The sequence below is a fragment of the Pseudarthrobacter enclensis genome (genome assembly GCF_030811655.1).
In the GTDB taxonomy this organism is placed as follows: domain Bacteria; phylum Actinomycetota; class Actinomycetes; order Actinomycetales; family Micrococcaceae; genus Arthrobacter; species Arthrobacter enclensis_A.
This window is the reverse complement of the sequence record NZ_JAUSRE010000036.1, coordinates 1-22967: the sequence shown is the minus strand read 5'-3', so window position 1 is coordinate 22967 and position 22967 is coordinate 1. Positions and strand designations below refer to the sequence as shown.

At 65.1% G+C, this 22967-nt stretch carries 22 protein-coding genes and 1 pseudogene; 13 read left to right on the top strand and 10 right to left on the bottom strand.

Annotation, left to right across the window (positions count from 1 at the left end; all coding sequences use genetic code 11):
* From J2X98_RS22295 to J2X98_RS21445, 3 genes are all read left to right on the top strand, one after another.
* Positions 1-114, top strand: a 114-nt coding sequence (locus tag J2X98_RS22295; RefSeq protein ID WP_373460948.1) for a biotin/lipoyl-containing protein, incomplete at its 5' end; no start/stop codon positions are given.
* A 27-nt stretch (positions 115-141) separates the two neighbouring features.
* On the top strand, positions 142-1005 hold the full coding sequence (locus J2X98_RS21450; protein ID WP_307312336.1) for a class II fructose-bisphosphate aldolase: 864 nt from the start codon (positions 142-144) through the stop codon (positions 1003-1005).
* Complete coding sequence (locus tag J2X98_RS21445) at positions 1002-1670, top strand: 2-oxo acid dehydrogenase subunit E2 (protein ID WP_307312334.1); 669 nt, start codon at positions 1002-1004, stop codon at positions 1668-1670. Before J2X98_RS21450 ends, J2X98_RS21445 begins: the two co-directional genes overlap by 4 nt.
* Positions 1671-2080: 410 nt before the next feature.
* On the opposite strand, the gene J2X98_RS21440 is transcribed toward J2X98_RS21445, so the two are convergent.
* Positions 2081-2203: a hypothetical protein gene (locus tag J2X98_RS21440; protein WP_307312332.1), complete on the bottom strand. Its 123-nt coding sequence runs from the start codon at positions 2201-2203 to the stop codon at positions 2081-2083.
* A 147-nt stretch (positions 2204-2350) separates the two neighbouring features.
* A complete protein-coding gene (locus tag J2X98_RS21435) occupies positions 2351-3385 on the bottom strand; it encodes a sugar-binding transcriptional regulator (RefSeq protein ID WP_307312330.1) in 1035 nt (344 codons plus the stop codon).
* A gap of 135 nt (positions 3386-3520) precedes the next feature.
* Here J2X98_RS21435 and glpD point away from each other — a divergent pair, with 135 nt between their 5' ends.
* The 7 genes from glpD to J2X98_RS21400 are packed head-to-tail and all read left to right on the top strand — an operon-like array spanning position 3521 to position 11607.
* On the top strand, positions 3521-5158 hold the full coding sequence (glpD, locus tag J2X98_RS21430; RefSeq protein ID WP_307312327.1) for a glycerol-3-phosphate dehydrogenase: 1638 nt from the start codon (positions 3521-3523) through the stop codon (positions 5156-5158).
* Positions 5155-6666 (top strand): FGGY family carbohydrate kinase, encoded by a 1512-nt coding sequence (locus J2X98_RS21425; protein WP_307312324.1) that lies wholly within the window; start codon positions 5155-5157, stop codon positions 6664-6666. The genes glpD and J2X98_RS21425 overlap by 4 nt, the downstream gene beginning before the upstream one ends.
* Positions 6663-7466, top strand: a complete 804-nt coding sequence (locus tag J2X98_RS21420) for a lipoyl protein ligase domain-containing protein (RefSeq protein WP_307312319.1) — start codon at positions 6663-6665, stop codon at positions 7464-7466. The genes J2X98_RS21425 and J2X98_RS21420 overlap by 4 nt, the downstream gene beginning before the upstream one ends.
* A complete protein-coding gene (locus J2X98_RS21415; protein WP_307312316.1) occupies positions 7456-9174 on the top strand; it encodes a glycerol-3-phosphate dehydrogenase/oxidase in 1719 nt (572 codons plus the stop codon). Before J2X98_RS21420 ends, J2X98_RS21415 begins: the two co-directional genes overlap by 11 nt.
* Positions 9171-10184 (top strand): lipoyl synthase, encoded by a 1014-nt coding sequence (gene lipA, locus J2X98_RS21410; RefSeq protein WP_307312313.1) that lies wholly within the window; start codon positions 9171-9173, stop codon positions 10182-10184. Before J2X98_RS21415 ends, lipA begins: the two co-directional genes overlap by 4 nt.
* 39 nt (positions 10185-10223) lie before the next feature.
* Positions 10224-11141: a serine hydrolase domain-containing protein gene (locus J2X98_RS21405; RefSeq protein ID WP_307312310.1), complete on the top strand. Its 918-nt coding sequence runs from the start codon at positions 10224-10226 to the stop codon at positions 11139-11141.
* On the top strand, positions 11131-11607 hold the full coding sequence (locus J2X98_RS21400; RefSeq protein WP_307312307.1) for a 6,7-dimethyl-8-ribityllumazine synthase: 477 nt from the start codon (positions 11131-11133) through the stop codon (positions 11605-11607). Before J2X98_RS21405 ends, J2X98_RS21400 begins: the two co-directional genes overlap by 11 nt.
* 363 nt (positions 11608-11970) lie before the next feature.
* On the opposite strand, the gene J2X98_RS22290 is transcribed toward J2X98_RS21400, so the two are convergent.
* The gene (locus J2X98_RS22290) at positions 11971-12828 is read right to left on the bottom strand and encodes an FGGY family carbohydrate kinase (protein WP_373460946.1); all 858 of its coding nucleotides are present in this window, start codon (positions 12826-12828) and stop codon (positions 11971-11973) included.
* Between the two features lie 436 nt (positions 12829-13264).
* On the opposite strand from J2X98_RS22290, the gene J2X98_RS21395 reads away from it, so the two are divergent.
* Both J2X98_RS21395 and J2X98_RS21390 read left to right on the top strand, forming a co-directional pair.
* The gene (locus J2X98_RS21395) at positions 13265-13609 is read left to right on the top strand and encodes a transglycosylase SLT domain-containing protein (protein WP_307312339.1); all 345 of its coding nucleotides are present in this window, start codon (positions 13265-13267) and stop codon (positions 13607-13609) included.
* Complete coding sequence (locus J2X98_RS21390) at positions 13606-13764, top strand: hypothetical protein (RefSeq protein WP_307312304.1); 159 nt, start codon at positions 13606-13608, stop codon at positions 13762-13764. Before J2X98_RS21395 ends, J2X98_RS21390 begins: the two co-directional genes overlap by 4 nt.
* On the opposite strand, the pseudogene J2X98_RS21385 reads toward J2X98_RS21390, so the two are convergent.
* The 7 genes and pseudogenes from J2X98_RS21385 to J2X98_RS21355 all read right to left on the bottom strand — a co-directional run bounded on the left by J2X98_RS21385 (position 13736) and on the right by J2X98_RS21355 (position 22667).
* Positions 13736-14612: pseudogene (locus tag J2X98_RS21385) on the bottom strand (IS481 family transposase). The gene J2X98_RS21390 and the pseudogene J2X98_RS21385 overlap by 29 nt on opposite strands.
* Positions 14613-15072: 460 nt before the next feature.
* The gene (locus J2X98_RS21380) at positions 15073-16122 is read right to left on the bottom strand and encodes a sugar-binding transcriptional regulator (RefSeq protein ID WP_307312301.1); all 1050 of its coding nucleotides are present in this window, start codon (positions 16120-16122) and stop codon (positions 15073-15075) included.
* Positions 16123-16234: 112 nt separating this feature from the next.
* Positions 16235-17749, bottom strand: coding sequence for an FGGY family carbohydrate kinase (locus J2X98_RS21375; protein ID WP_307312298.1), 1515 nt, complete (start codon positions 17747-17749; stop codon positions 16235-16237).
* Positions 17750-17893: 144 nt separating this feature from the next.
* Positions 17894-18865: an ABC transporter permease gene (locus J2X98_RS21370; RefSeq protein WP_307312295.1), complete on the bottom strand. Its 972-nt coding sequence runs from the start codon at positions 18863-18865 to the stop codon at positions 17894-17896.
* Positions 18862-20469 carry an ATP-binding cassette domain-containing protein gene (locus J2X98_RS21365; protein WP_307312293.1) on the bottom strand — a complete coding sequence of 536 codons (1608 nt, stop codon included), beginning with the start codon at positions 20467-20469 and terminating at the stop codon, positions 18862-18864. The genes J2X98_RS21370 and J2X98_RS21365 overlap by 4 nt, the downstream gene beginning before the upstream one ends.
* Positions 20470-20474: 5 nt before the next feature.
* Complete coding sequence (locus tag J2X98_RS21360; protein WP_307312290.1) at positions 20475-21551, bottom strand: ABC transporter permease; 1077 nt, start codon at positions 21549-21551, stop codon at positions 20475-20477.
* A 9-nt stretch (positions 21552-21560) separates the two neighbouring features.
* On the bottom strand, positions 21561-22667 hold the full coding sequence (locus J2X98_RS21355; RefSeq protein ID WP_307312289.1) for a sugar ABC transporter substrate-binding protein: 1107 nt from the start codon (positions 22665-22667) through the stop codon (positions 21561-21563).
* Between the two features lie 106 nt (positions 22668-22773).
* On the opposite strand from J2X98_RS21355, the gene J2X98_RS21350 reads away from it, so the two are divergent.
* Positions 22774-22967, top strand: a 194-nt coding sequence (locus J2X98_RS21350; RefSeq protein WP_307312287.1) for a thiamine pyrophosphate-dependent enzyme, incomplete at its 3' end; no start/stop codon positions are given.

The following is a 22967-nucleotide window of genomic DNA, read 5'->3' as shown; positions in this document are numbered from 1 at the left end:
AAGGTCGAAGAGACCCTCGAGTCCCCGGCCTCCGGCGTCCTGGCCGAAATCGTCGTCCCCGAAGGCGAAACGGTCGATGTCCGAAGCCTGATCGCGTACATCGAGACCGCCTGACGGTCCAGGGCAGGAAAGGGAACGGTTATGCCACAGGTCGATCCACGCCAGATCATCAAGGACGCGTCCGAGGGCTCTTACGCTGTCGGTGCCTTCAACATGCACAACGAGGAGACCACTGAAGCGCTCGTCAGGGCCGCCGAACGTGCCAAGTCTCCGGTTTTCCTCCAGGTGGGCCGGGCGATCGTCCCCCATATGGGGCTCAAGAAGGCCTATGAGATGACGCGCCGCGTCGCTGAGGAATCCGAGGCCGAGTATGTGATCCACCTGGACCACGGACCCTGGGAGGAAGTCTTCGAGGCCATCAAGCTGGGTTTCACGTCCATCATGTATGACGGCGCCCACCTGCCGTTCGAGGAGAACATCCGCACCACCCGGAAAGTCGTCGAGGTGGCGCACTCCTTCGGCATCCCCGTGGAGGCAGAACTGGGGAAGATCCCCGACGCCGACCAGCAGGTCGACTGGCAGTCCTACTACACTAACGTTGCCGAGGCGGAGCGTTTCGTTGCGGAGACGGGAGTGGACTTCCTGGCGATTTCGGTTGGGATTGTGCATGGTGTTCCACTTGCGACGGCGCAGCCCCTGGACATCCAGAGGGTCAAGGAAATCGAGGCCGCCGTCGGCATCCCGCTGGTCCTCCACGGCGCCTCAGGTGTCCCGGATGATGAGATCCGTGCCGCCATGGCTGCCGGAGTGCACAAGTTCAATGCAGACACGGACCTACGCCTTGCATTCCGTGCAGGGATTGAGGCTGTCTGGTCACAGGGTGACCGCCAGTTGGAGGACGCGATGGCGGAAGGCCGGGAACGGATGATCCAAGCGACCATCGAGAAGATGGAACTGTACGGTTGCGCCGGCAAGGCCCGGGGCCTGCTTCGGGCACAGCGGTGACGGCGACCGACGAAGAAGGCAGGACCGTCGTCCCGCTCAAGGGAATCCGGCGCACTGCCGCGCGGCGCATGGTGGCCGCGTGGGAGGCTCCTGCCTTCCACCTTGCCGTTGAGGCGGACATGGGGGCTGCGCTCCGCGTAAAGGAGCGCAGTCCGGGCGCTACGGTCACGGATGCCATCCTCGCCGCGTGCGCGGCCGCGCTGCGTGACCACGCTGCACTAAACGCCCACTATACTGACGAGACCGTCACCCGCTTCCAGCGCGTCAACGTCGGCATGGCCGTCGACACTCCGGCCGGCCTGGTGGTTCCTGTCATCAAGGACGCTGCATCGCTTGATCTCGCAGGCATCGCCTCGGCGCGCCGGGACATCGTCCAGCGCGCCCGCGATGGCAAGCTCACCATGGACGACGTCACGGACGGCACTTTCACCGTCTCCAACCTGGGCATGATGGGGATCGATGGGTTTGATGCCATCCTGAACGTCCCGCAGGTGGCCATCCTCGCCGTCGGCGCCACGCGCCGGCAGTTCGTGCCGACAGAGGCCGGGAACGGCGCCTGGAAACCCCGTGCGAGGCTAACCCTCACGTGTGACCACAGGGCCATTGACGGCGCCACCGGGGCCCGGTTCCTGGCCGCAATTCGGGACAACCTCGAATCGAGTTGACGGGAGAGTACCCGCGCACAGGAGGCCCGACTAGCGTCCTGCCCAGGGAATGTGGCGCGTCCCCGGCTGGTGGCAGGCGCGTCCACTGCACCCGGCGGCCGTGTGTGCCATCTGATGGAGAAAAGGCCGCGGACGACGTCACAGAGGCCGACGTCGGCGAGAGTACCGTCGCTGCGGTGGGCGGCACCTGACGGCACATCCGGTGCCTTTTTCGGGATCCCATGCGCTGTCGGCTGTCGGACGCCTCCCTTGGTGCTTGCGGCGGCAGGGAGTGCACCGAGCGCACCCCGGGGTTGACCGTGACACGGACGGTCCAGCACCGGCGCGACAACATGCAGCGCTCTGGCTATTAGGAAACCCCGGGCCGACCACGGCCAGGGGGTTTCCTGGTTGCACGGAGCTGGTGTGTGTCAGCTCAGGCGGGAGACGACTTCCTCCACCAAAGGCCAGACGCGTGTGATCGAGGTGTGCTTGATGGTCTCCTTGGGGGAGTGGAGATCGTGGAGTTCGGTGCCGATCGAGGTTATGTTCAACCCGGGGGCGTCTGGCTGAACATGCCAAGTTCAAGGCTGCATGGGGAGACGCGGACGGACTTCCGTGAATCGTTATGCGAACCACAATGAGTATGCAATGGCAATGGGGTGTGTCACAGTCTTGTCAAGAGCCGGGTGCCTTGCGGGTCAGCCCTTCGCTGCGGGAGTACGACGCCGGCTGGTGCCCTTTGCCTGGGCCGCGTCCACTGCCGCCTGGGGTGCAGCGGGGGCGTAGTCGATCAGGAACTGTGCGGTTGCGCCATCGGTTACGAGGGTGTCAACCCAGCCGCCGGCCACCGCTGCCCGGATGGCACGATGCTTGCGGGCCCCTCCGGCCACAGCCCACCGGTGTCGGGCATTCTTGAGCTGCTCCCTGGAGATGCCGACAATGAGGTCCTCCAGCTCCGAGTCGATCGGTGTCCCGTCGGCGTCCAGGAAATGCAGGCAAACCTCTCCTGCCGCGCCCAGTTCACGGATGCGGGCAAACTGCTCATCCGTAAAGAAGTTGTCGCCGGGCCGGAGGTCGGTATCGATCTCATCGGTGCCGATGCCAACAAGTACCAAATCCACGGAGTCGAGCATTTCCAATGCCTTCTGCGCATGCGGGTCGCGACTGAGCAGCAGTTCCTTCATCTCGGGGCTCGGGGCTACACCTGGCGTGCGGAGGAAGACGGGCTGGGCGCCGGTAAGTGCGGCGAACTGCTGGGTGGACCGTGCGGTGTCGTGCTGCAGCGCGGGCGGCCCCAGGTCTCCCAAGGTCTCGATGACGTGCTTGCAGCGCGTGCGCATCGGCAGCATGACGTCGATCATCAGACGCAGCGTCTTGCTCCATGAAGTGACCGCAATCGTGTTCACTTCGAAGGCGACGTCGTGCAGGAGGGCCGCCATGGTGTGGGCCAGGTCCTTGCCCAGTTCTGCCTCGTCATCGCTCACGGCGTCGACAATGTGGACTTCGCTGAGTCCGTACAGTGACTCAACGCGCTCCTCGAGTTCGGCGTGGACATGCTGGGGAACAGCGACGACCGTGCGTACGATCGAGGCATCCTCCGCCTGGGCCAGCAGCCGCGAAACCCGGGACTGGGAGATCTGAAGCCGCTTGGCGATGTCGGTCTGGCGCATCTCGTGCGTATGGTATAAACGCGCGACCTTGATCATCAGCCGCTGCCCGTCGATATCAGTCATTGGCCAGTTCCCTTCGCTCTGTTCCCATCCTAGGTCCCTCTTGACACGCAAAGCCCGGGACTGGAAACATCCTAAATGTAAATGCACCTACCAAATAAATATTCTACAGCCTTGTGGAAGAGGAAGGAAGCTGCGATGGAGGAGTTCACCAGCCCCTTTGACGTCATAGTCGTCGGAGCAGGCATCAATGGCCTGGGGATCGCCCGCGACGCAGCTGTCAGGGGCCTGCGGGTTGTGCTGTTGGAGCAGGACGACATCTGCAGCGGAGTCTCAGCGTGGTCGGGCCGCCTTGTCCATGGAGGGCTCCGTTATCTTGAGCACCGCGACTTCGCACTCGTCCGCGAATCACTGCGGGAACGAGAACTCCTCTTCCGCCTCGCCCCCCACCTCGTCAAGCCGCTGCGACTCATCATGCCGCTGAGCTCGCACAGCAGCAGGCCTGCGTGGCTTATCCGCATTGGCATGATCCTTTATGACGCGCTGTCTTTCGACAAGAAGACCCAAGGCCACGAAGTGCTGGACCGCACCGCGATCCTGCGGCGCTTCCCGGGAATTTCGCCCGACGGCCTGCACGGGGCAGTAGTCTTCACCGACGGCCAGGTCGAATATGCGGAGCGTCTTTGCACCGAAGTCGCATTGGCGGCTTCGGGCGCAGGGGCGGCCATCCGCACCAAGGCACGGGTTGAGGAGCCCCTCCTTGAAGGCGGGCGGGTGGTGGGGGTGCGCTACCGGGACACCCTGACTGATGAGATGCATGAGGTCCGTGCGCCGGTGGTTCTCAACGTTGCCGGCCCCTGGATTGACCGGATCTTCCGTCGTGGGGCCCCGGAACAGCCACGCCTCAATGGGGGCACAAAGGGCAGCCACCTGATTGTTGATTCCTTTCCCGGGGCCCCGGACGACGTGGTCTACTACGAGTCCAAGACTGATGGCCGCCTCGTCCTCGTGATTCCGTGGATGGGCCGGTACCTCATCGGAACCACGGACCTTCGTTTCGACGCCGATCCCGGCGAGGCGCGCTGCGACGCGGACGAGATGGACTACCTGTTGGGTGAGGTGAACGAACTCATTCCGACGGCCAACCTCACGCCGAAGGATGTCCTCTTCACGTACTCCGGTGTCCGCCCGCTGCCGTACGCACCGGGTGTCAAAGAGTGGAAGATTCCCCGGAGCCATGTCCTGCACGACCACGCCCCGGACCTTCCCGGCCTCATCTCGGTGGTGGGGGGCAAGCTAACCACCTACCGGCAGCTTGCCGAGGACGCGGTGGACGACGCCTTCAAACGGCTGGGACGCAAAAGCCCTAAGTGCGTCACCGCGAATCTTCCCCTGCCTGGCGCGGCCGGGGACTTCGGGCAGGCGCGCCAGGCCCTCCGTGCCGAAGGACTCGCCGACACGACGGTCGAGCGGCTGCTGGCCCTCTACGGGACGCGGGCGTTCGACGTCGTCGCGCAGGCGGGCGGGGCCGGCGTCGGACTTCCCGTCCTCGATCCGGCAACCGGTGCACTCGAGGCCGAGATCCTCCTGGCGGTACGGCAAGAGTTCGCGAAGACTCTGACAGATGTCCTGGCCCGCCGCATGCTCCTGGCGTTCGAGCCCGGGCATGGCCTCGATACGGTCGATCGTGCTGCTGCCGTCATGGGCGCCGAATGCGGCTGGGACGAGAACCGCCAGGCCGCAGAGATCCGCGGCTATCGCGAATGGCTGGAACGGCTCGCCGTCCCTTCCCGCACCGAGGAGAACCGGCCAGCAGTCGAGGGTTCCACACCGTGAGTCCCCGGTATGTCCTGGCCCTCGATGAAGGGTCGACGAGTGCACGTGCGGTCCTCGTCTCTCTCGAGGGCAAGATTGTGGCGGAGGCTCGCCATCCCGTGACTCCCCTCTTTCCGAAGCCGCGGTGGGTCGAGCTCGACCCTATGGCGCTGTGGCAGGCCCAGCGGCAGAGCATGCACGCCGTCATGACCAAGGCCGGGGCGACCACCGATGATCTCGCCGCAGTGGGAATCACGACCCACCGGGAGTCCTGCCTGCTCTGGGACCGCCACACCGGCGAACCCGTCCACAACGCGATCATGTGGATGTCCAAGCAGACGGACGCGATCGTGCAGCGCTGGCGGATGGACGGCCTGGACTATGAGTTCCGGCAACGGACAGGACTGTTCAACGACTCCTTCTTCAGCGCCGCCAAGCTCGCCTGGGTGCTGGAGAACGTCCCCGGCGTGCGGGAACGCGCCGAGCGCGGCGAACTCGCGGCAGGCACGGTGGACACGTGGCTGCTGTGGCAGTTGACCGGCGGCCGATCGCACTTTACGGACCATAGCGAAGCGTCCCGGACTGCGCTCTTCTCCCTCGATACGCGCGACTGGGACGAGAAGCTTGTCGAGGCCTGCGGAATCCCTGGCCGCCTGCTGCCCCCGGCACTGCCGTCCGACTCGCACTTTGGTGACATGCGTCCGGCCGACGTCGGCCTGCCGGGGACGTCCAGCGTGCCCGTCATGGCGATCATGGGCGACCAGCAGGCCGGCATGTTCGGCCAAGCATGTTTTGCGACCGGATCGGTGAAAAATACCTACGGGACGGCGGGTGTACTTACCGCCAACAGCGGACCGACGCCGGCCATCCTGGACGGCCTCACAGCGAGCGTAGGCTGGACGGCCGCAGGGACTACCTCCTACGAGATTGAAGGCGTCGTGTTCCATTGTGGCCAGACGCTGCAGTGGATGCGGGAACGGTTGGGCATCCTGACCCCCGAGACCGACCTGGAGGAGCTCGGGCGGCGGGTGCCGGACACCGGAGGTGTCTACATTGTGCCCGCCTTCGCAGGCCTGTGCGCACCGCACTGGTCCCGGGACAGCACGGCGAGCATCGTCGGACTCACACTGGAGAGCAGCGCCGAGCACATCGTGCGCGCCGGCATCGAGGCCATGGCCTACCAGACGCGGGACAACATCGACGTGCTCGTGGCGGCGGGGAACCCGGTCCCCGAGCTGAAAGTTGATGGCGGCGCGGCGCGGAGCAACCTCCTGTGCCAGTTCCAGGCAGACATCCTCGGCATCCCGGTGCTCCGCCCGACCGAGCTGGAGCGGACGGCACTGGGCATCGCACACCTCGCAGGTATGGGCGTCGGCCTCTGGAGCCGTGACGACCTGGAGACCGGGTGGCAGATCGACCGGGTATTCGAACCGACAATGACGGAGGAACGGCGCGAAGAGCTCTACACCGGATGGCGCGAGGCCGTGCGTGGGGTGACGGGGCGCAATCCCGGCCCCGGAACACTGTGACGGGCGCGCACCCGCCCTTCGGCGCCGGCGTCGTGCGCGTTGTCCATGACCCAAGGCCGCGCCCCGGCGACGAGGATATGGCATTCATCGCGGACAGCCTTGCCGCGCTTCCCGGCGCGGCCGGAGGTGAACTCAACCTCTCCCGGCCGCTTGCCACGGCAGCCTTCAGCCGCCGTGACTCCCTCCGCCCCGGCTACGTGGAGGCCCGCACCGTCCTGGCCGGACACGGCTATGCGCCGATCATAAGGCCCGTGGGTGGACACCTTGCGGTGTACGGGCCCGGTGACATGGTGGTCCACCTCTGGGCACCCCACCCAGATGCCCGGGCCTCGATCCGCGAACGCTTCGAGGCCTTCGCCGAGGCGGTGACCCGGGCCCTCCAGGGTCTTGGAGCCGACGCCCGTGTCGGGGCCGTACCCGGCGAGTACTGCACCGGGGAATTCAGCGTCAACCACTCGGGCCGCGCCAAGCTGGTCGGGACAGGGCAGCGCCTCACCAGGCACGGCTACCTGTTCAGCGCCGTCATCATGGTCGAAGATTCAGGCCCGGCGCGTACCGTCCTCGAAGAGGCGTACGCGCTCATGGGGCTGGACTTCCGTCCCGAATCTGTCGGCTGCGTCGCGGATGCAGTGCCGGGGGCCACGGTCGAGGACGTCCGCGAAGCCCTGATCGGCACACTCAAGCCCCTGCTCCAGCACAGCGCCCACCCCGCCCACTTCCCGTCCACGGCGTCCCCCGCTGGCCGCGACCCCCACCCCCGTTCGTCCTACAACCTGTCAGGAGCCTCCCGTGTCCACTGACCACTCCGTCCGGTCAACCGTCCAAGCCCTTAAGGACCATCCCCGGGCACGTGTCCTCATTGTGGGAGGGGGCATCAACGGCGTCGGCACGTTCCGCGACCTTGCACTGCAGGGCGTCGAGGTGGTCCTCGTGGAGAGGGGCGACTTCTGCCAGGGCGCTTCCGGGGCCTCCTCCCACATGATCCACGGCGGAATCCGGTACCTCGAAAACGGCGAATTCCGCCTGGTGCATGAGTCCGTGGTTGAGCGGAACAGGCTCCTGCGCATCGCGCCGCACTACGTCAAGCCGCTGCAGACCACCATCCCGGTGTTCTCGACGTTTTCCGGGCTGCTGAACGCCCCGCTGCGCTTTATCACGCACCGTTCCGGCAAGCCCCAGGAACGCGGCGCGCTCCTGGTGAAGGTGGGACTGAGCCTCTACGATGCGTTCTCGCGCCGTGGCGGTACGGTGCCGCGGCACCGGTTCGTGGGCCGCAAGCGTTCCCTGGCGGAGTTGCCCGCCCTGCGGTCCGACGTCAAGTACACCGCCACCTATTTCGACGCTTCGGTGCATGATCCGGAGCGGCTCACCCTGGACGCCCTCCGGGACGGCCTTGAGGCAGGCCCGCATGCCCGCGCCGCCAACTACGTTTCGTTCGTCGGGACGGACGACGGCGGCGCCCGCCTCCGCGATGAGCTCACCGGTGCGGAAATCACTTTCGCCGCGGACGTCGTCGTGAACATGACCGGAGCGTGGGTGGACGCGACCAACGGTGCCCTGGGGTCGCCGTCGCGGTTCATGGGCGGGACCAAGGGCTCTCACATCGTCCTGGACCACCCCGGGCTGTTGGCCGCCACCGGCGGCCGCGAGATCTTCTTCGAGCACAGCGACGGCCGCATCGTGCTGATCTACCCCATGGGTGACCGCGTGCTCGTGGGAACCACCGACGTTGACGCGGGGGAGGACCTGGAGCCCGTGTGCACCGACGCCGAGATCCAGTACTTCTTCGATCTCATCCACCACGTGTTCCCCACCGTCGAAGTGGCCCATAAGGACATCGTGTACACGTTCTCCGGCGTCCGGCCGCTGCCCCGCCATGATGAGACAGCCCCGGGTTTTGTCTCACGCGACTACCGCATTGAACGTTCGGTGCTCCCGGGCGCGGACCGGCCGGTGCTGAGCGTGGTCGGCGGGAAGTGGACCACCTTCCGGGCGTTGTCAGAGCAGGTGGCGGACGAGGTCCTGGGGCTGCTGGGGCACGGCCGCTCCGTGAACACGGCGGAGCTTCCGATCGGGGGAGGACGGGGCTACCCCGTTGATGAAGCGGGCGTCCAGGGCTGGGTCGCTGGCCACACCGGGCCCGGGGCGGAGCATCAACGGGTCAGGACCCTGCTCGCCCGCTATGGCACCCGCGCCGAGGAGGTCTTGGCGTTCCTGGCCCAAGGACAGGACGCCCCGCTCCGCAGTACTGCCGAGCTGAGCGTACGTGAGCTGGCCTGGATGGCTGAGCGCGAGCACGTTGCCCACGTCGCCGATGTGCTGATCCGCCGGACCAGTCTCGCGTTCCGTGGCCTGGTGACCGCCGAGATCGCCCACGAGGTCGCCTCGCACTTGGCGCCCTGCCTCGGCTGGAACCCCTCCCAAGTGCAACAGGAGGCGCAGGCAGCGTTGTCGTTGCTCGCCGAACGCCACCGAGTGGGCACAGCGGCTATGGGGGTCCGGTCATGACGCTGGCATCTGAAGGCCGGAAGATGCTGCGGATCGAGCAGCGCAACGCTGCGGTTCCGGTGGAGCGCAAGCCGGAGTGGATCAAGGCCAAGGTCCAGATGGGCCCGGAGTTCGTGGGCCTGAAAAACCTGGTCAAGAAAGAGGGCCTGCACACCGTCTGCGAAGAGGCCGGCTGCCCCAACATCTTCGAATGCTGGGAAGACAAGGAAGCCACCTTCCTGATCGGCGGCTCCGAATGCACCCGCCGCTGCGACTTCTGCCAGATCGACACCGGCAAACCCTCACCCCTGGACCGGTTCGAACCCACCAAAGTGGCCCGCTCCGTCCAATCCATGGCCCTGCGCTACGCCACCGTCACCGGCGTCGCCCGCGACGACCTCGAAGACGAAGGCGTCTGGCTCTACGCCGAAACCGTCCGCAAGATCCACGAACTGAACCCCGGCACCGGCGTCGAACTGCTCATCCCCGACTTCTCCGGCAAGCCCGAACACATTGCCGCGATCTGCGACTCGAAGCCCGAGGTCTTCGCGCACAACGTCGAAACCGTGCCCCGCATCTTCAAGCGGATCCGCCCCGCGTTCCGCTACGAACGCTCCCTGGACGTCATCACCCAGGGCCGGAACCTGGGCATGGTCACCAAATCCAACCTCATCCTGGGCATGGGCGAAACCCGCGAAGAAATCAGCGAAGCACTCCGCGACCTCCACGCCGCCGGCTGCGACCTGATCACCATCACCCAATACCTGCGCCCCTCCGAACGGCACCTGCCCGTGGACCGCTGGGTCAAACCCCAGGAATTCGTCGACCTCCAGCACGAAGCCGAAGAAATCGGCTTCCTCGGCGTCATGTCCGGCCCCCTGGTCCGCTCCTCCTACCGCGCCGGCCGCCTCTGGGCCACCGCCATGCGCAAAAAAGGACGCGACATCCCCGCCGAACTCGCCCACATCGCCCACGGCATCCAGGACTCCGGCACCACCCGCCAGGAAGCCGCCACCCTCCTGGCTCGCTGAAACACAACGCCTCGCGCTGCAACACCGAAAAGAGGAAGCATGACTGAGCACGCCACCCAGTCTGCGGCCCTGGCCGCCGACGTGCTGGCCCAGCTGAAACAGTGGCCGGGCGCGCCCTCCCTCGCTGTTGTGGGGCCAGAAGGTGTCCTGGGTTGCCACGACGAAGGACGCGTCTATCGGCTGGCTTCGGTGACCAAACTGCTCACCGCCCTGACCCTCCTCGTCGCCGGAGAACAGGGGGCCGCATCCCTCGACGCTCCGGCCGGTCCGCCGGGTTCCACCTTGCGCCACCTGCTGGCCCACGCCTCGGGCGTGGGGTTGGAGGAGGAAAAGGTGCGGGCGAAGCCCGGAGCCAGAAGAATCTACTCGAACCGGGGCATAGAAATGGCCGCGGAGTATCTCAGCGCCCAAACCGGCAGGCCCTTCGAAAGTGAATTGAGCGAACGGGTCCTGAAGCCGCTCTGCATGGTCCGGACATCGCTGGCTGGGCCGCCATCAAAAGGAGGCATGGCGCCGATCGGCGACATCGCCCGGCTCGCCCAGGAGCTTTTGCGGCCCCGCACCCTTTCCAACTCCGTGGTGGATGCCTTGTCCTCGGTTCAGTTCCAGGGGCTGGCCGGGATGCTGCCCGGATTTGGCCGCCATGGCGAGAACTCCTGGGGCCTCGGCGCCGAAGTGCGGGGCACCAAGGAACCCCATTGGACGAGTCCGCACAATTCTGCGGCCACGTTCGGGCATTTCGGCATGGCAGGGAGTTTCCTGTGGGTGGACCGGGAAGCGGACTTGGCCTGCGCAGCATTGTCCACCGTGGATTTCGGGCCCTGGTCCACACGCATGTGGCCTGAGACATCTTCCGCCGTCCTGAAGTGCTACCGCAATAGGTGCTACATAGATGGGATAGCACCGCGGCCTGCGCAGCCCGCGGGCGTGAAAGAATTTCCAGACATTGTTAAGTAGAAAGGAACCACTCTTGTCACCCACGGATAATTCATCTTTCCGAGTGGCGATCGTTAGCGCCCAATGGCATGCTGACATCGTCGATCGCGCCGTCGAGAGCTTCCATGCCCGACTCAAGGAGCTGGGCACCGCCAGCGTTGACGCCTACCAGGTACCCGGCGCCTTCGAAATTCCCCTGGTGGTCCGAAGGCTCGCAGTCTCCGGCAAATACGACGGGATTGCTACCTCTGCCCTGGTGGTTGACGGCGGCATCTATCGCCATGAATTCGTCTCGCAGACCGTCGTGGAGGCCCTGATGAGGGTACAGATGGAAACGGATGTGCCAGTCTTTTCGGGTGTCTTGACTCCTCATCATTTTCATGAGCACGAAGAACATCGCAACCAATTTTCCAACCATTTCGTGACAAAGGGACAGGAGCTGGCGGACGCGCTGGCCGCGACTCTCACGACGTTACGGTCCCTGTAGTGCGTAACGCGCCTCCGGTTTCTCCAGCCTGGGAAACCGGATTGACTGTCCGCGGAATGGCATCCTGCTGGTAGAATGCCATGTCCCCTCAGGTGTGAGCTTGGAGTCTTGATCTCCGCACCGCGTGCGCCCATTGTTCCCGCCGCGCGCGGGCTTCCTCTGGAGTAACCGAGGGCACGAAGGCTGTGCGGTCCCTGTCGAGCGCTTCGCACTCCGGCTCGGTCCAAAATCCGCGGGCGACTCCAGCAAGATGCGAGGCCCCAATGGCTGAAAGTTCGGCTACGTTGTTGCGCAGGATCTCCTGCTGGGAAAGATCCGCCTGAAGCTGGGCCAGCCAGTCATTCTGGGCCGGACCCCCGTCAATCAGGACATCGGTAACAGATCTACCCGTGGCCCGGGCCACCTCGGCCGGGTTTGGTTCCCAGCCCGAAGCCACTGACGATGGCCGTGGCCTGAGGATCCCAATAGGGAGCACCGAGTCCTGAGAAGGCGGGCACGAGGTCCACGCCCGAGTTCGGGGGGTGCGCTGACGGCCAGCCGGCTCAAGCCGTAGGGATCCGTGCCGAAGAGTTCGGGCAGCCAAATCAGTCTTGATCCCGTGGAAAGGATAGTCCCCTCATGGGCGTATTCGGGGCTCCCGGTGCTCCAGGCGATGGTCTGGACAAGCCCCCCGTTCCCGGGTGCCGGCGCCGTCCCGCTCAGCGCAATCACCGAGCTGCCGGTGCCGTAGGTGGCTTTGGCCCGGCCGGGTTCCCTGGCACCGTTGGCGTACAGGGCGGCATGGGAATCACCCAGGACGGCATAAATCCTCGTTTCCCGCGCAAGAGAGGAAAGAGCCTTCAGAGGGCCGGAGACTTGGTCAGAGGCGACAACCTCCGGCAAAGCCTGCTCCGGGATGCCAAGCCGCTCGGCCAAACCGGCATCCCACTCCGCCCGCTCCAGGTTCAGGAGCTGGGTACGGCTGGCGTTGCCCATCTCTATGCGATGTTCGCCCGTCAGCGAGAAAAGTAGCCAGGCGTCAACAGTCCCCACGGCCATCCGGCCTGACCGGCAGCCGGCCCGGTCCGGATCAACCTGGTCAAGGAGCCACCCAAGCTTCAAGGCCGAGAACATCGGATCAAGAGGAATCCCGGTGCGAGAGCGAACGTCGTGCCCCCACCCTTCCTCAAAGGCGGCAGTGGCGCGTTCTCCATCCGGCCTTAGAGCAGCTTCGAAGGACATTGGTAAGCATATATATGCGAGGTCCGAGTATTTACCATCAGTGGAAAGTTTGAAGGTCCCATGAAAGACATGTCAAGGGGGATTGACCGGGGTTCGTTGGCCCTGCCGTCCCTGCGGGCACGTCCCCAGCCTGCCGGCCACATCAGCCGAGCGCTGACTGAGCAGTTCTAAGTTCTGAAGTAAGGCGACAACGCCACATCCGATGCCCGGAAGCAGCCTGTCCGTTGTCGGCGAATCTGGCAGCGCTGACGTGGGGAAATGCCAGTTCCTCTGACAGTATCCGTGCCGTTCAACCATCACCCCATCTGGCAGTTCCGTATATGTCGGGTTGTATCAGTTCTGGCTGTCGGATTTCAAGCTGTCCGGCTCTGAAGTCCTCGGAAGTGACTCTCTGGGGTGGGAAGCGCAGGCCCAAGACAGCTGCGAGTTGACCGTCATGCTTGAACACCGGGGGACCCTGTTCTCCATGAACAACCTGGGCTGGAGCTCGATCATCTACGCGGGCCAGGTCCTCAAGCTCAGCGGTGCCGCGGCCGAGATCAAGTCCATGATTACCGCCACCGCCAAGTCCATGGGCGTGGACCCGGCGCTGGCCCTGGCGTTCGGTGAGCAGGAACCCAGCTTCCGCCAGAACGTCGTGTCGTCGGCCGGGGCTATCGGCGTCATGCAGGTCATCCCGAGATCGGGCACCTGGGCCTCCCGGATGGTCTGCCGCCAGCTGGACCTCCACGACACCAGGACAACATCACCGCGGGACTGGCCATCAGCCGGCAGCTGGTGAAGACCAGCCCGAGCCTGGAGGTGGCCATCGCCCCGTACTACCAGGGCCAGTATTCGGTGATCAACCGAGGCATGTACGAGGACACCAAGGTCCACGTCAGCCAGGTCAAGGCTCCCATCGCCACGTTCAGCTGTACTGACCTGAGAGGTTGGTGACGCGGCTGGCTGGCGTCCGACCTTTGAGTGCAGTGTGGGCTCGATGGCGATTGTAGGCATGGAGCCAGTCGGGGAAAGCAGCAACCCGCTCGGCTTCTGAGCGGTAGGGTCGGATGTTGGCCCCAGCGCTTCGGCGAAAGCATGGGACCGGTAGCAGTTCCCGTTGTCAGTCAGAACACGCTGGGCGGTAACTCCGTGTTCTTTGAACCAAGCGTTTGCCCGGACCCAGAAGTCTGCTGCCGTTTCTTCGGTTTCGTCAGTGAGGATCTCGGTGTAAGCCAGTCGTGAGTGGTCATCCACGGCATTGTGGAGGTAGTGGTAGCCAGGCCGGCGGTTGGCCTTGGTGCCGGTCTTGTTCTTCCAGCCAGCGGTCCTGCCCACGACTCGGTGTGCGCCGCCATCGGGGATCCGGCCCAGCTTCTTGATGTCCACGTGGACCAAATCCCCGGGCCTGTCGTGTTCGTAGCGGCGGGTCACTCGTCCTGTGCCGCGATCGAGCCAGGTTAGTTTCGCCAGCCGGTAGCGGGACAGTACCCGGTGGACGGTCGAGGGGTGCAGGCCCAGCAGATAGCCGATCCTGGCGGGCCCCACCGGCGGTTCACACGCACGGCGATGATCCTCCGCTCGGTACGCGTAGCAGTCCTGCGGGGCGAGGAATGTGGCCGACTCGAACGGTCCTCCATTCCGTCGGGTCCCTCCTCGCGGTAGCGCTTCGCCCAACGTTCAGCGGTCGGGACCGAGACCTGAAACCGCTCCGCGGTACGGCGCAGGCTCCAGCACTGATCAACAACGCACTGAGCGAGCTGCAACCGGCCACGAGGAGTGAGGAAAGCGTTAGGGTGGGACACGAAGACCTCCGTGTGTGGAAAAGGACTCTAGACAAGCCCCACTCCACCCGGAGGTCTTCTTCATGTCACCAAACCACGCCGAGCGTCACTAACGTCCGTGGTCAATACAGCTAGCCGCTCTGCTGTTCTGTTCCTGGTCATGCGGGGCCGCTCCCGGCTGCGCAAGCCTCAAATACAGCGGAGTTGGGACTAGGACACACGCAGGAACGCCAAGCTATGGAACGCTAGCGTCGGATATTTTCCCGCTTCACAAGCCACCCAACATGGGGGTGGATTTGCGCGAGGGCGGTGACTTATCGGGGGAGTCACCGGCAACGCGCCGGCCGCATGTTCGGCTTGGGGCTATTCGCCGTCGCTAGACCTGGCAGGCTTACATCCTGGCCCCCGTCTGGCTATGGATTGGACTGGGTTTGAAAGCCGTGAGCTTTGGTGTTCGTCGGCGATGTCATGGTTGAGCTCTTTAAGGGCCCGCCGGTTGAACGATTCGCCCCGCAGGATTGAGGGAATGGCGCTGTTGTCGCTCTGATTGGCCGTTGCGGCCGGGCGTCCTGGTGGCCGGGGTTCGGTCGACGCAGAGGTAGTCGGCGGTGTCGGCGTCGGTGATGAGCACGTTCACGAGGCCGCTACGGAGCGCGGCCTGGATGGCTTGGTGCTTCCTGGCTCCTCCTGCGATCGCGATGCGGCGGGGAACTCTGAGAAGTCCCGGCAGGCCGATTCCGACTATCCTTTCGTCCAGTTCGGAACGGACGGGGGCGCCTTCTGGGTCGAGGAAGTGCATGGCCACGTCTCCAACGGCTCCGAGGGCGAGCAGTTGATCCATTTCAGCTTCGGAGACGGCGTTGCCCGAGCTCTGCAGCAGCGGGGACGGGGCAAGACTTCCGATGCCAAGGATGAGGTCTGTGAGATGAGGCCAGTCGGCGGCGACGCTGCCCACGACATCGTCCTTCATCAGGGCCTCGCGGGTCGCGGGGTTCGAGACGATCCCGGGTGTGGGCAGGAACATCGCAGTTGCTCCGGTGAGCCGAGCCAGACGGTCGGCCATCTGGGTCGCGATTACCTGGGCGCCTGGCTGCCCGATTCCGCCCATGACCTGAACGACCTTCTTCGCGCGGCGCTTCTTCAGGGGGGACATCGCCTGGACCGCGGCCATCACCGACGCGGAGTAGGACGAGATTCCGATGCATGCTTGATCGGTCAGGGTCGACTCGAGGTACATCGCGGCGGTGCTGCCTAGTGCCGGGAGGATCGTCCTCTCGTCTCCGCGTACGTCTGCGATGAGGACGTGGGTGAGCCCAAACCGGTCCTGTATGCGTTCTTCGAGTTCCGGGTAGACCCCTTCAGGTGCAACAACGACGGTTCGGACGATGCCCCGTGCCTCGGCCTCTTTGAGCCAGCGCGAGACGCGCGATTGGGAGACTCCGAGGCGCTGTGCGACTTCGGGCTGGGTCAGTTTCTGCTCGTGGTACAGCCGCGCAGCCTGGACCATGAGCGAGAGCGAGTCGTTCGGCATAGCGATCCTCTCTCGTCGCGCACTTACCGGTCCCGGCCGTTGGGTGGGCGCGGCGGAATGCTTAAATCAATTTACTACCCGACGCAGGCACCCGAAGGGTCGCGGCCCCCTTCTAGCGGGCCAGTTGCGCCTGCGCTGGGGTGGGCTGGAGCCGTGAGCGACGGATGGCATGTGCCCAGCGTTCCCTGTGGTCCTGGGCCTGGTCAGGGCCGATGGAGGGTGTAAATGTGGTCCTGTCCCGGCTCAGGCCCTCGCATTCCTGTTCCGACCAGAAGCCGCAGGATACTCCGGCCAGGTGGGCGGCTCCGATGGCGGAGAGTTCGGCGACATTGTTACGCTTGATCTCCATCTGGGACAGGTCTGCTTGGAGCTGGGCCAGCCAGTCGTTCTGGGCCGGGGCGCCGTCGATGAGCGCGCTGGCGAGCGAAGCGCCTGCAGCGCGCTCCACTGCTGTGAGCACGTCGGCTGTTTGTAGGGTGATGGACTCGAATGCCGCCCGCGCGATCTCCGCCTGGGTGGTGCCGAGGCCGAAGCCGCTGATGATTGCCTGGGCGCTGGGGTCCCAGAAGGGCGCTCCGAGTCCGGAGAACGCAGGCACGAAGTCAACCCCTCCGCTGGAGGCGGCGCTTTCGGCCAGCCTGCTGAGGCCATAGGGGTCTGTTCCGAAGAGCTCGGAGAGCCAGACCAGGGTGGAGCCGGTGGCCAGGATCGTACCCTCGACTGCGTACGCGGGCCTTCCGGTGTCCCAGGCGATCGTGCGGACCAGTCCTGCGCTCGTGGCAGCCGGGGCCTCTCCGCTGAGGGCAATGATGGAACTGCCGCTGCCATAGGTCACCTTGACCTGCCCGGTTGTCCTGACCCCGTTGGCGTAAAGGGCGGCGTGGGAATCGCCCAGCACTGCGTGGATGCGTGCGTGCTTGAGGATCGGAGAGAGGCCGGCGAGCGGCTCCGATTCCTCGGCAGAGTTCGCGAGCTTCGGCAGGGCGCGCAGGGGTATGTGGAATCTTTCGGCCAGCTCTGCGTCCCATTCCACCTGTTCCAGGTTCAGCAGCTGGGTCCGGCTTGCGTTGCCTATCTCGATCCGGTGCTCGCCGGTGAGGCAGAACAGCAGCCAGGAGTCGACCGTTCCCACCGCGATCCGGCCGGAGCGGCAGCCGGCGCGGTCGGGATCAACCTGGTCGAGCAGCCATTCGAGCTTCAGGGCGGAGAACATGGGATCGAGAGGCAGACCGGTGCGGGAACGGACTTCCTCTGCCCACCCGTTCTGTGAGGCTGCCGCGGCGCGGCCGGCGGTGCGGCGGTCCTGCCATCCCAGCATGGGTCCCAGCGGCTGGCCCGTTCCACGGTCCCAGACGACTGCCGATTCGCGTTGATTGCTCAGCCCAACGCCTGCGACGTTGAGGGGACGCTGGTCCAGGAGCGCGGCGATCGCGGTGGTCACGCTGTCGCGCAGCTCGAGCGGATCTTGTTCGACCCACCCGGGCCGTGGATCGCTGCGCGAGACGGGCACCGAGGCTCGGGCGATCACTGTGCCGTTGTGGTCGATAGCTGTGGCTTTCGTCGAGCCGGTGCCTTGGTCGACGGCCACGACAACTTCTGGGGCGGGGTGGGGCGAAGAAGCGGTCATTTCGTTCCTAGTCCGTGGATCTGCTGTTGGCCTGGGTCCCGAAGTCCTCCGTCGGGCCTGGCAGGGGATGCCAGGCGGCGGTGGGGAATGCCGGGAGTAGTCTGTCGCCTTCCCCTGAGGCCGGTCGTGCAGGAGGCGGCGAGTTCATCTTCGTGCCGGTTCACGCGCCGCGATGCAGACGGCTACGAGTAGGACGGCGCCCTGGACGACTTGCTGGACGGCAGGGGCTACGTAGTTCAGCGCGAGGACGACTGTGATGATGGACAGCAGGGCCGCCCCCGCAAGGGTGCCGAAGGCGCTGATACGGCCGCCGAAGAGGTTGGTCCCGCCGACAATCACGACTCCCAGGGCGAGTAGGAGCAGCTGCCCGGACTGCCCTGCGGTGAAGGCCGAGAGCTGGCCGGTGACTACGAGGCCCGCGAGGCCGCAGATCGCCCCGGAGGCGGTGTAGGCCAGCAATTCCAGACGGCGCACAGGTGTACCGTCCAGGGTAGCGGCCTGGCGGTTGGATCCGATGAGGAGGGCCTGCCGATACCACGGGCTGTACTTCCTGACCAAGGCAACGACGACAGCCAGGGCGACCAGCACGATGACCGCCATAGGCACGGTGTCCAGGTTCTTCCCGAACCATTGCACTCCCGGTGCGACGTCGCCCACCGGCGAGCCCCCGGTGATGCCCAGTGCGACAGCGAGGTAGATGAACGAGGTGGCCAGGGTCGCCAACAGTGGCGAGAGCCCGAGATAGGCTGTGAGCAGTCCGTTGATCACGCCGGCCGCGGTTGCTACCGCCAGGGTAACCGCGACTTGAGTGAGGGTGCCACCGCCGAGGGTGTGCATGGCGACGAGCCCGGAGGCGACGGACATCTCCAAAATACCCGCGACTGAGAGGTCCATGCCACCTACGCCGAGAACGATCATCATCGCGATGCCGATGATGCCGACTACGACCATCGATCGCGATATGGCCAAGATGCCTCCGACGGAGAAGACCCGCGGTGCGATGATCTCTGCTGCGATACAAGCGATGGCGAGCACGAGCACTGCAGGGATGGACGCCCCCTTGCCGATGCCGGCTCCGCCTGCCCGAAGCCCGGTCAGGAATCCTTTGGTGCTCATAGCCGTTCCTCCATCTGTTCGGTTCCTGTGGGGCGTACCTCGGCTCCTGGCGGGAGTGGCCTTACGGCCAAGGCCCTGAGCCGGTTGAGCTTCTCGTCGTCCCAGACCACGCTGCCGCCTTCGTCCACGGCGTCGACGCTACCGATGAGGCGCCCACCGTGCATGACCAGTGCCCGGTCGCAGAGGGCGATGATGTCGCTGAGGTCCCCGGTTGCCACGAGGAAGGAATCCCCGCGAGATGCCCTCTGGTGAAACAGCGACGCGAGCTCCCGCTTGGTCTTGGTGTCGATCCCGCCCAGCGGTTCGTCCAGGACCCAGCAGTCCGACCCGCCTGCCATCCGTCTGGCGATCAGGGCCTTTTGCTGCTGACCCCCGCTCATGTCGTCGGCGTTGCGTTCGTAGAGGGAACGGCCCGAGCCAAGGCCGGCGGCGGCCCCGTCTTTGAGGGCCTCCTTCATCAACTGCCTGTCGGTGATGAGGAAGCGACGGGAGATTTGTTCGGATTCTATGTTCTCGGCGCAGCTGTGGCGGGGGAAGATCCCCTCGCCTGACCTGTCCATGCTTACAAAGCCGATCCCTTGGTCACGGGCGCTGCGCAGAGAGACGATGTTGTGCTCGACTCCGGACCGCGACCGGACGACCTGCCCCTTGTGGAGGGGCTCGGCCCCGGAAGCGCATCGCAGGAGGCTGCTAATTCCGGAGCCTGCAAGCCCGTATACGCCTACGATCTCCCCCGTTTGGACCTCGAGGTCAACCCCCTCGAACGCCCCGCGGCGGGAGGCCTCTCTGATGGAGAGGGCCCGGGTCGGGGTCCGGTTGGTTTCCCGGTGTGCCGTGATCGCCGTCTCGTAGCTCGCGAACATGGCTTCTTCGAGGGTGTCCGCAGTGAAGTCCTCAATGGCCCCTGTGGCGGTGATCCTGCCGTCGCGAAGAACGATGGCGTGGTCGCAGGTTTCGAGGATCTCGTGGATCCGGTGGGATATGAAGGCGCAGCCGACCCCTTCGGCGGCGAGCCTGCGCACTAAGCGGGTGACCTCGGCGGCCTCGTCCCGGCCCAGGGACGCGGTCGGCTCGTCGAAGACGATGTACTCCGGGTCCGAGGCCAGAGCGCGGGCGATGGCGACCAGCTGGCGTTCTGCGAAGGAGAGGACATTGACCCGGGCCTCGACGGAGATGTTGCCGGCCCCGACGCGGGTGAGCAGCTCGCGCGTGCGCCGCCGCGCCCTGGCGGGGCTGAGGGCGACCCGGAACCGACGCATCCGCTCGTCGGCCAGGGCGATGTTCTCCCACACCTTCAGGTCTGCGCAGAGGTCGAGTTCCTGCGGGACGAATTCCAGTCCGGCCCTCATCGCGTCGCGGCGGTTACCCAACGGCACGGGCGTGCCGTCCTTGAACAGCTCTCCACCGGAGGGGGCGATGGCCCCTGCCAGGATCTTCCCGGCTGTGCTCTTACCTGCGCCGTTGGCGCCCATCAGGGCCACGACCTCGCCAGCTCTAAGCTCGGCAGTGAAGCCCTCCAGGACCGTGGCGTCGCCGTATGCTTTGCTCAGGCCCACCGCCCTGAGGGCGGTGCGCCTGCTCCTGGGCTCGGTTTCGCTGGCCATGTCCGTCATCCCGCTTGCCCCGCTTTCTGTTTCCTGGTTTTCTTGCCCAGCCCGTGCAGGCTGGCCGTCCTGCTGAAGCGCTCGGCCGCCAGTGCCAGGAGTAAGACGATCCCGAGCCCGATCTGGTGCGCTTCAGGGGAGAGCCCGATGATGTCGAACACGTTGCTGACCAGGGCCAGCACTAGGGCAGCGATGCCGGCACCGAATACTGATCCGGAGCCGCCCGTCAGGGATGCCCCTCCCAAGGCGGCAGCGGCCACAGCGGGCAGGAGCAGCTCCTGGCCGGCTCCGGGGTAGTAGGAGTTCAACGAGCCCATCTGCAGCAGGGCCGCCACCGATGCCAGTGCCCCAGCCGCGGCGTAGACGGAGAGCAGAACGGTGCGTCGGCGCACACCGGCAACCTGCTCGATGGTGGCCGAGTCGCCGAACCCCCGGATCCTCAGGCCAGTCACTGAGCGGTAGAGCCATATTGCCACTGTCGCCATGATCACCAGGGCGAGGAGCCCGCTGGCGGGAATCCCAAGGACTTCTGCCTCTGCGATGCCCCGCAGCAGAGTGGGCGAGCCGTATTGGGTATTTCCCCCGGTGATCCAGACTGCCAGACCGCCGAAGAGGAACATCGTGGCAAGCGTCGCGGCCAGAGGAACAACTCTGAGAGCTCCGACTATGAGTCCGTTGCCCACTCCGCAAGCGAGCCCGACCGCGATTCCTGCCGACACTGAGACCAGCGAGTCGGCCCCATCTGCGTTGAGGACCATCACGGTCGCACCGGTGAGGCTGAAAATGCCGGGTAGCGACAGGTCGATGCCCCCACTCATGATGGCGATCAGCTGCCCGCTGGCGCTGATCGCGACCACGGGCCAGAAGAGGAGCACGGCGTGGACGTTGGAATAGGTCAGGAACTGGGAGGGCCTGGCCACCGCACCGATCAGGACGAGTATGACCAAGGCTGCGACAGCGGAGCGCGAGAGGACCAGCATGTGCTTGACGGACCCACCGAGGGCGGGTCCGTCAAGCCGCGGACCCGCTCCCACGCCGTGCTGCGTCGCGTTGTCGCGTAATCCTTGAGTGATGGAGGGCACGCTTCTCGCCTAGCTCTTCGGCAACGTGTAGCCGTCCGAGGGTTTCCAGTCTTTGAGCTTGTTGCCCCACAGCGTCGGCTCGTCCACGTTGGCCTTGGTAACGAGGATTGGCGGAATGAAGTTCTGCTGGGTCTTGACCGGCTGTCCATTAATGGAATCAACGAGCATCTGCACCGCGTCTGCGCCGATTTTGAGGATCTGCTGGGAGGCATTGGCGTCCACGTATCCCTGACGTACGAAGTCCATCCCGTAAGGGAAGCCGTCGTTTGAAGTCATGAGGATGTGCCCGGGCTGCCCCGCGGCGGCAAGTTTGTTGAGCTGGCGCAGCGCCTGGATGGTGCCGACCGTGTTCACATCGGAGGTGTTGAAGATCGCATTGATCTCGGGGTGGGCCTGGAAGGCATTCAGGACTGCCTGCTGACTATCCGAGCCGGACCAGGCCCCATAGGCGTGAGCCACGATCTGGACGTTTGGCTGTCCTTTCAGGGTATCCATGAACCCGTTCTCGCGGTCTTCGGCCGCGGTGGAACCCTTGAGCCCGTCGACCATCAGCACCTTCAGCGGGCTCCCCTTGGCCTCGTCGAGCATGGCCTTGGCCTGCATCGCACCGCAGGCCTTGTTGTCGGTCTCGGAAGCTGTCACCACATCACCGCCGTCGGTGACGTGGGAGTCCACGGTGGCAAGCTTGATACCGGCGGAGTTCACCTGCTTCACCAACGACGAGCCACCCTTAGCGTCCACCGGACTGAGTATGGTGCCCGAGACGCCGTTGGCGATGAAGGTAGAGATCTGGCTCGACTGTTTCGTAGGGTCGCCGTCAGCACTGACGACCTGAAGGTCAACCCCAAGGTCCTTGGCTTTTTGCTCTGCACCTATTATCTCTCCGGCCCACCCGACGGAGTCGGCGAACGACCAGCTCGCCGCGAGCTTGATGGGGCCACCCTGCCCACCGGCAGACGAAGTTGAAGAAGTTTGCGACCCGCACGCTGTCAGCAGCATGGCAGCCACTGCCACAGCCGCCGCAGCGGCACACCTCTTCTGCTTCAGATGCTTCTTATCCACCATTTGAATTCCATTCCCCTCGACATTGAGTACATGGCGACTAGTTTTGTGCATATCTATGCAACGATGATTTTTCTTGTGAGATGAGTTTGAACGTGATAAACATCACCTGTCAAGAGGCGAAAATCTCCTCGAGCGAAACCAACGAGAGGAAATTGTCGTGGATACCGATCTTTCATCGCAGGATTTGCTGGAGATGCAGCGGCGCATGTTGCGGATCCGCCGGTTTGACGAGCGGGCATCCCGGATGGTTAAGCGCGGCCAGATCCCTGGCACCGTGCACACCAGCATCGGGCAGGAGGCCCAGGTTGTCGGGGCCTGCATGGCGCTGGGGGACGGGGACTACATGTCCGG

What these genes read in the sequence shown, in the direction of transcription:
- J2X98_RS21450 (WP_307312336.1), top strand. Translation starts at nt 142, where the DNA reads ATGCCACAGGTCGATCCACGCCAGATCATCAAGGACGCGTCCGAGGGC.
- J2X98_RS21435 (WP_307312330.1), bottom strand. Translation starts at nt 3,385, where the DNA reads ATGACTGATATCGACGGGCAGCGGCTGATGATCAAGGTCGCGCGTTTA.
- glpD (WP_307312327.1), top strand. Translation starts at nt 3,521, where the DNA reads ATGGAGGAGTTCACCAGCCCCTTTGACGTCATAGTCGTCGGAGCAGGC.
- lipA (WP_307312313.1), top strand. Translation starts at nt 9,171, where the DNA reads ATGACGCTGGCATCTGAAGGCCGGAAGATGCTGCGGATCGAGCAGCGC.
- J2X98_RS21405 (WP_307312310.1), top strand. Translation starts at nt 10,224, where the DNA reads ATGACTGAGCACGCCACCCAGTCTGCGGCCCTGGCCGCCGACGTGCTG.
- J2X98_RS22290 (WP_373460946.1), bottom strand. Translation starts at nt 12,828, where the DNA reads ATGTCCTTCGAAGCTGCTCTAAGGCCGGATGGAGAACGCGCCACTGCC.
- J2X98_RS21395 (WP_307312339.1), top strand. Translation starts at nt 13,265, where the DNA reads ATGCTTGAACACCGGGGGACCCTGTTCTCCATGAACAACCTGGGCTGG.
- J2X98_RS21380 (WP_307312301.1), bottom strand. Translation starts at nt 16,122, where the DNA reads ATGCCGAACGACTCGCTCTCGCTCATGGTCCAGGCTGCGCGGCTGTAC.
- J2X98_RS21375 (WP_307312298.1), bottom strand. Translation starts at nt 17,749, where the DNA reads ATGACCGCTTCTTCGCCCCACCCCGCCCCAGAAGTTGTCGTGGCCGTC.
- J2X98_RS21370 (WP_307312295.1), bottom strand. Translation starts at nt 18,865, where the DNA reads ATGAGCACCAAAGGATTCCTGACCGGGCTTCGGGCAGGCGGAGCCGGC.
- J2X98_RS21365 (WP_307312293.1), bottom strand. Translation starts at nt 20,469, where the DNA reads ATGGCCAGCGAAACCGAGCCCAGGAGCAGGCGCACCGCCCTCAGGGCG.
- J2X98_RS21355 (WP_307312289.1), bottom strand. Translation starts at nt 22,667, where the DNA reads ATGCACAAAACTAGTCGCCATGTACTCAATGTCGAGGGGAATGGAATT.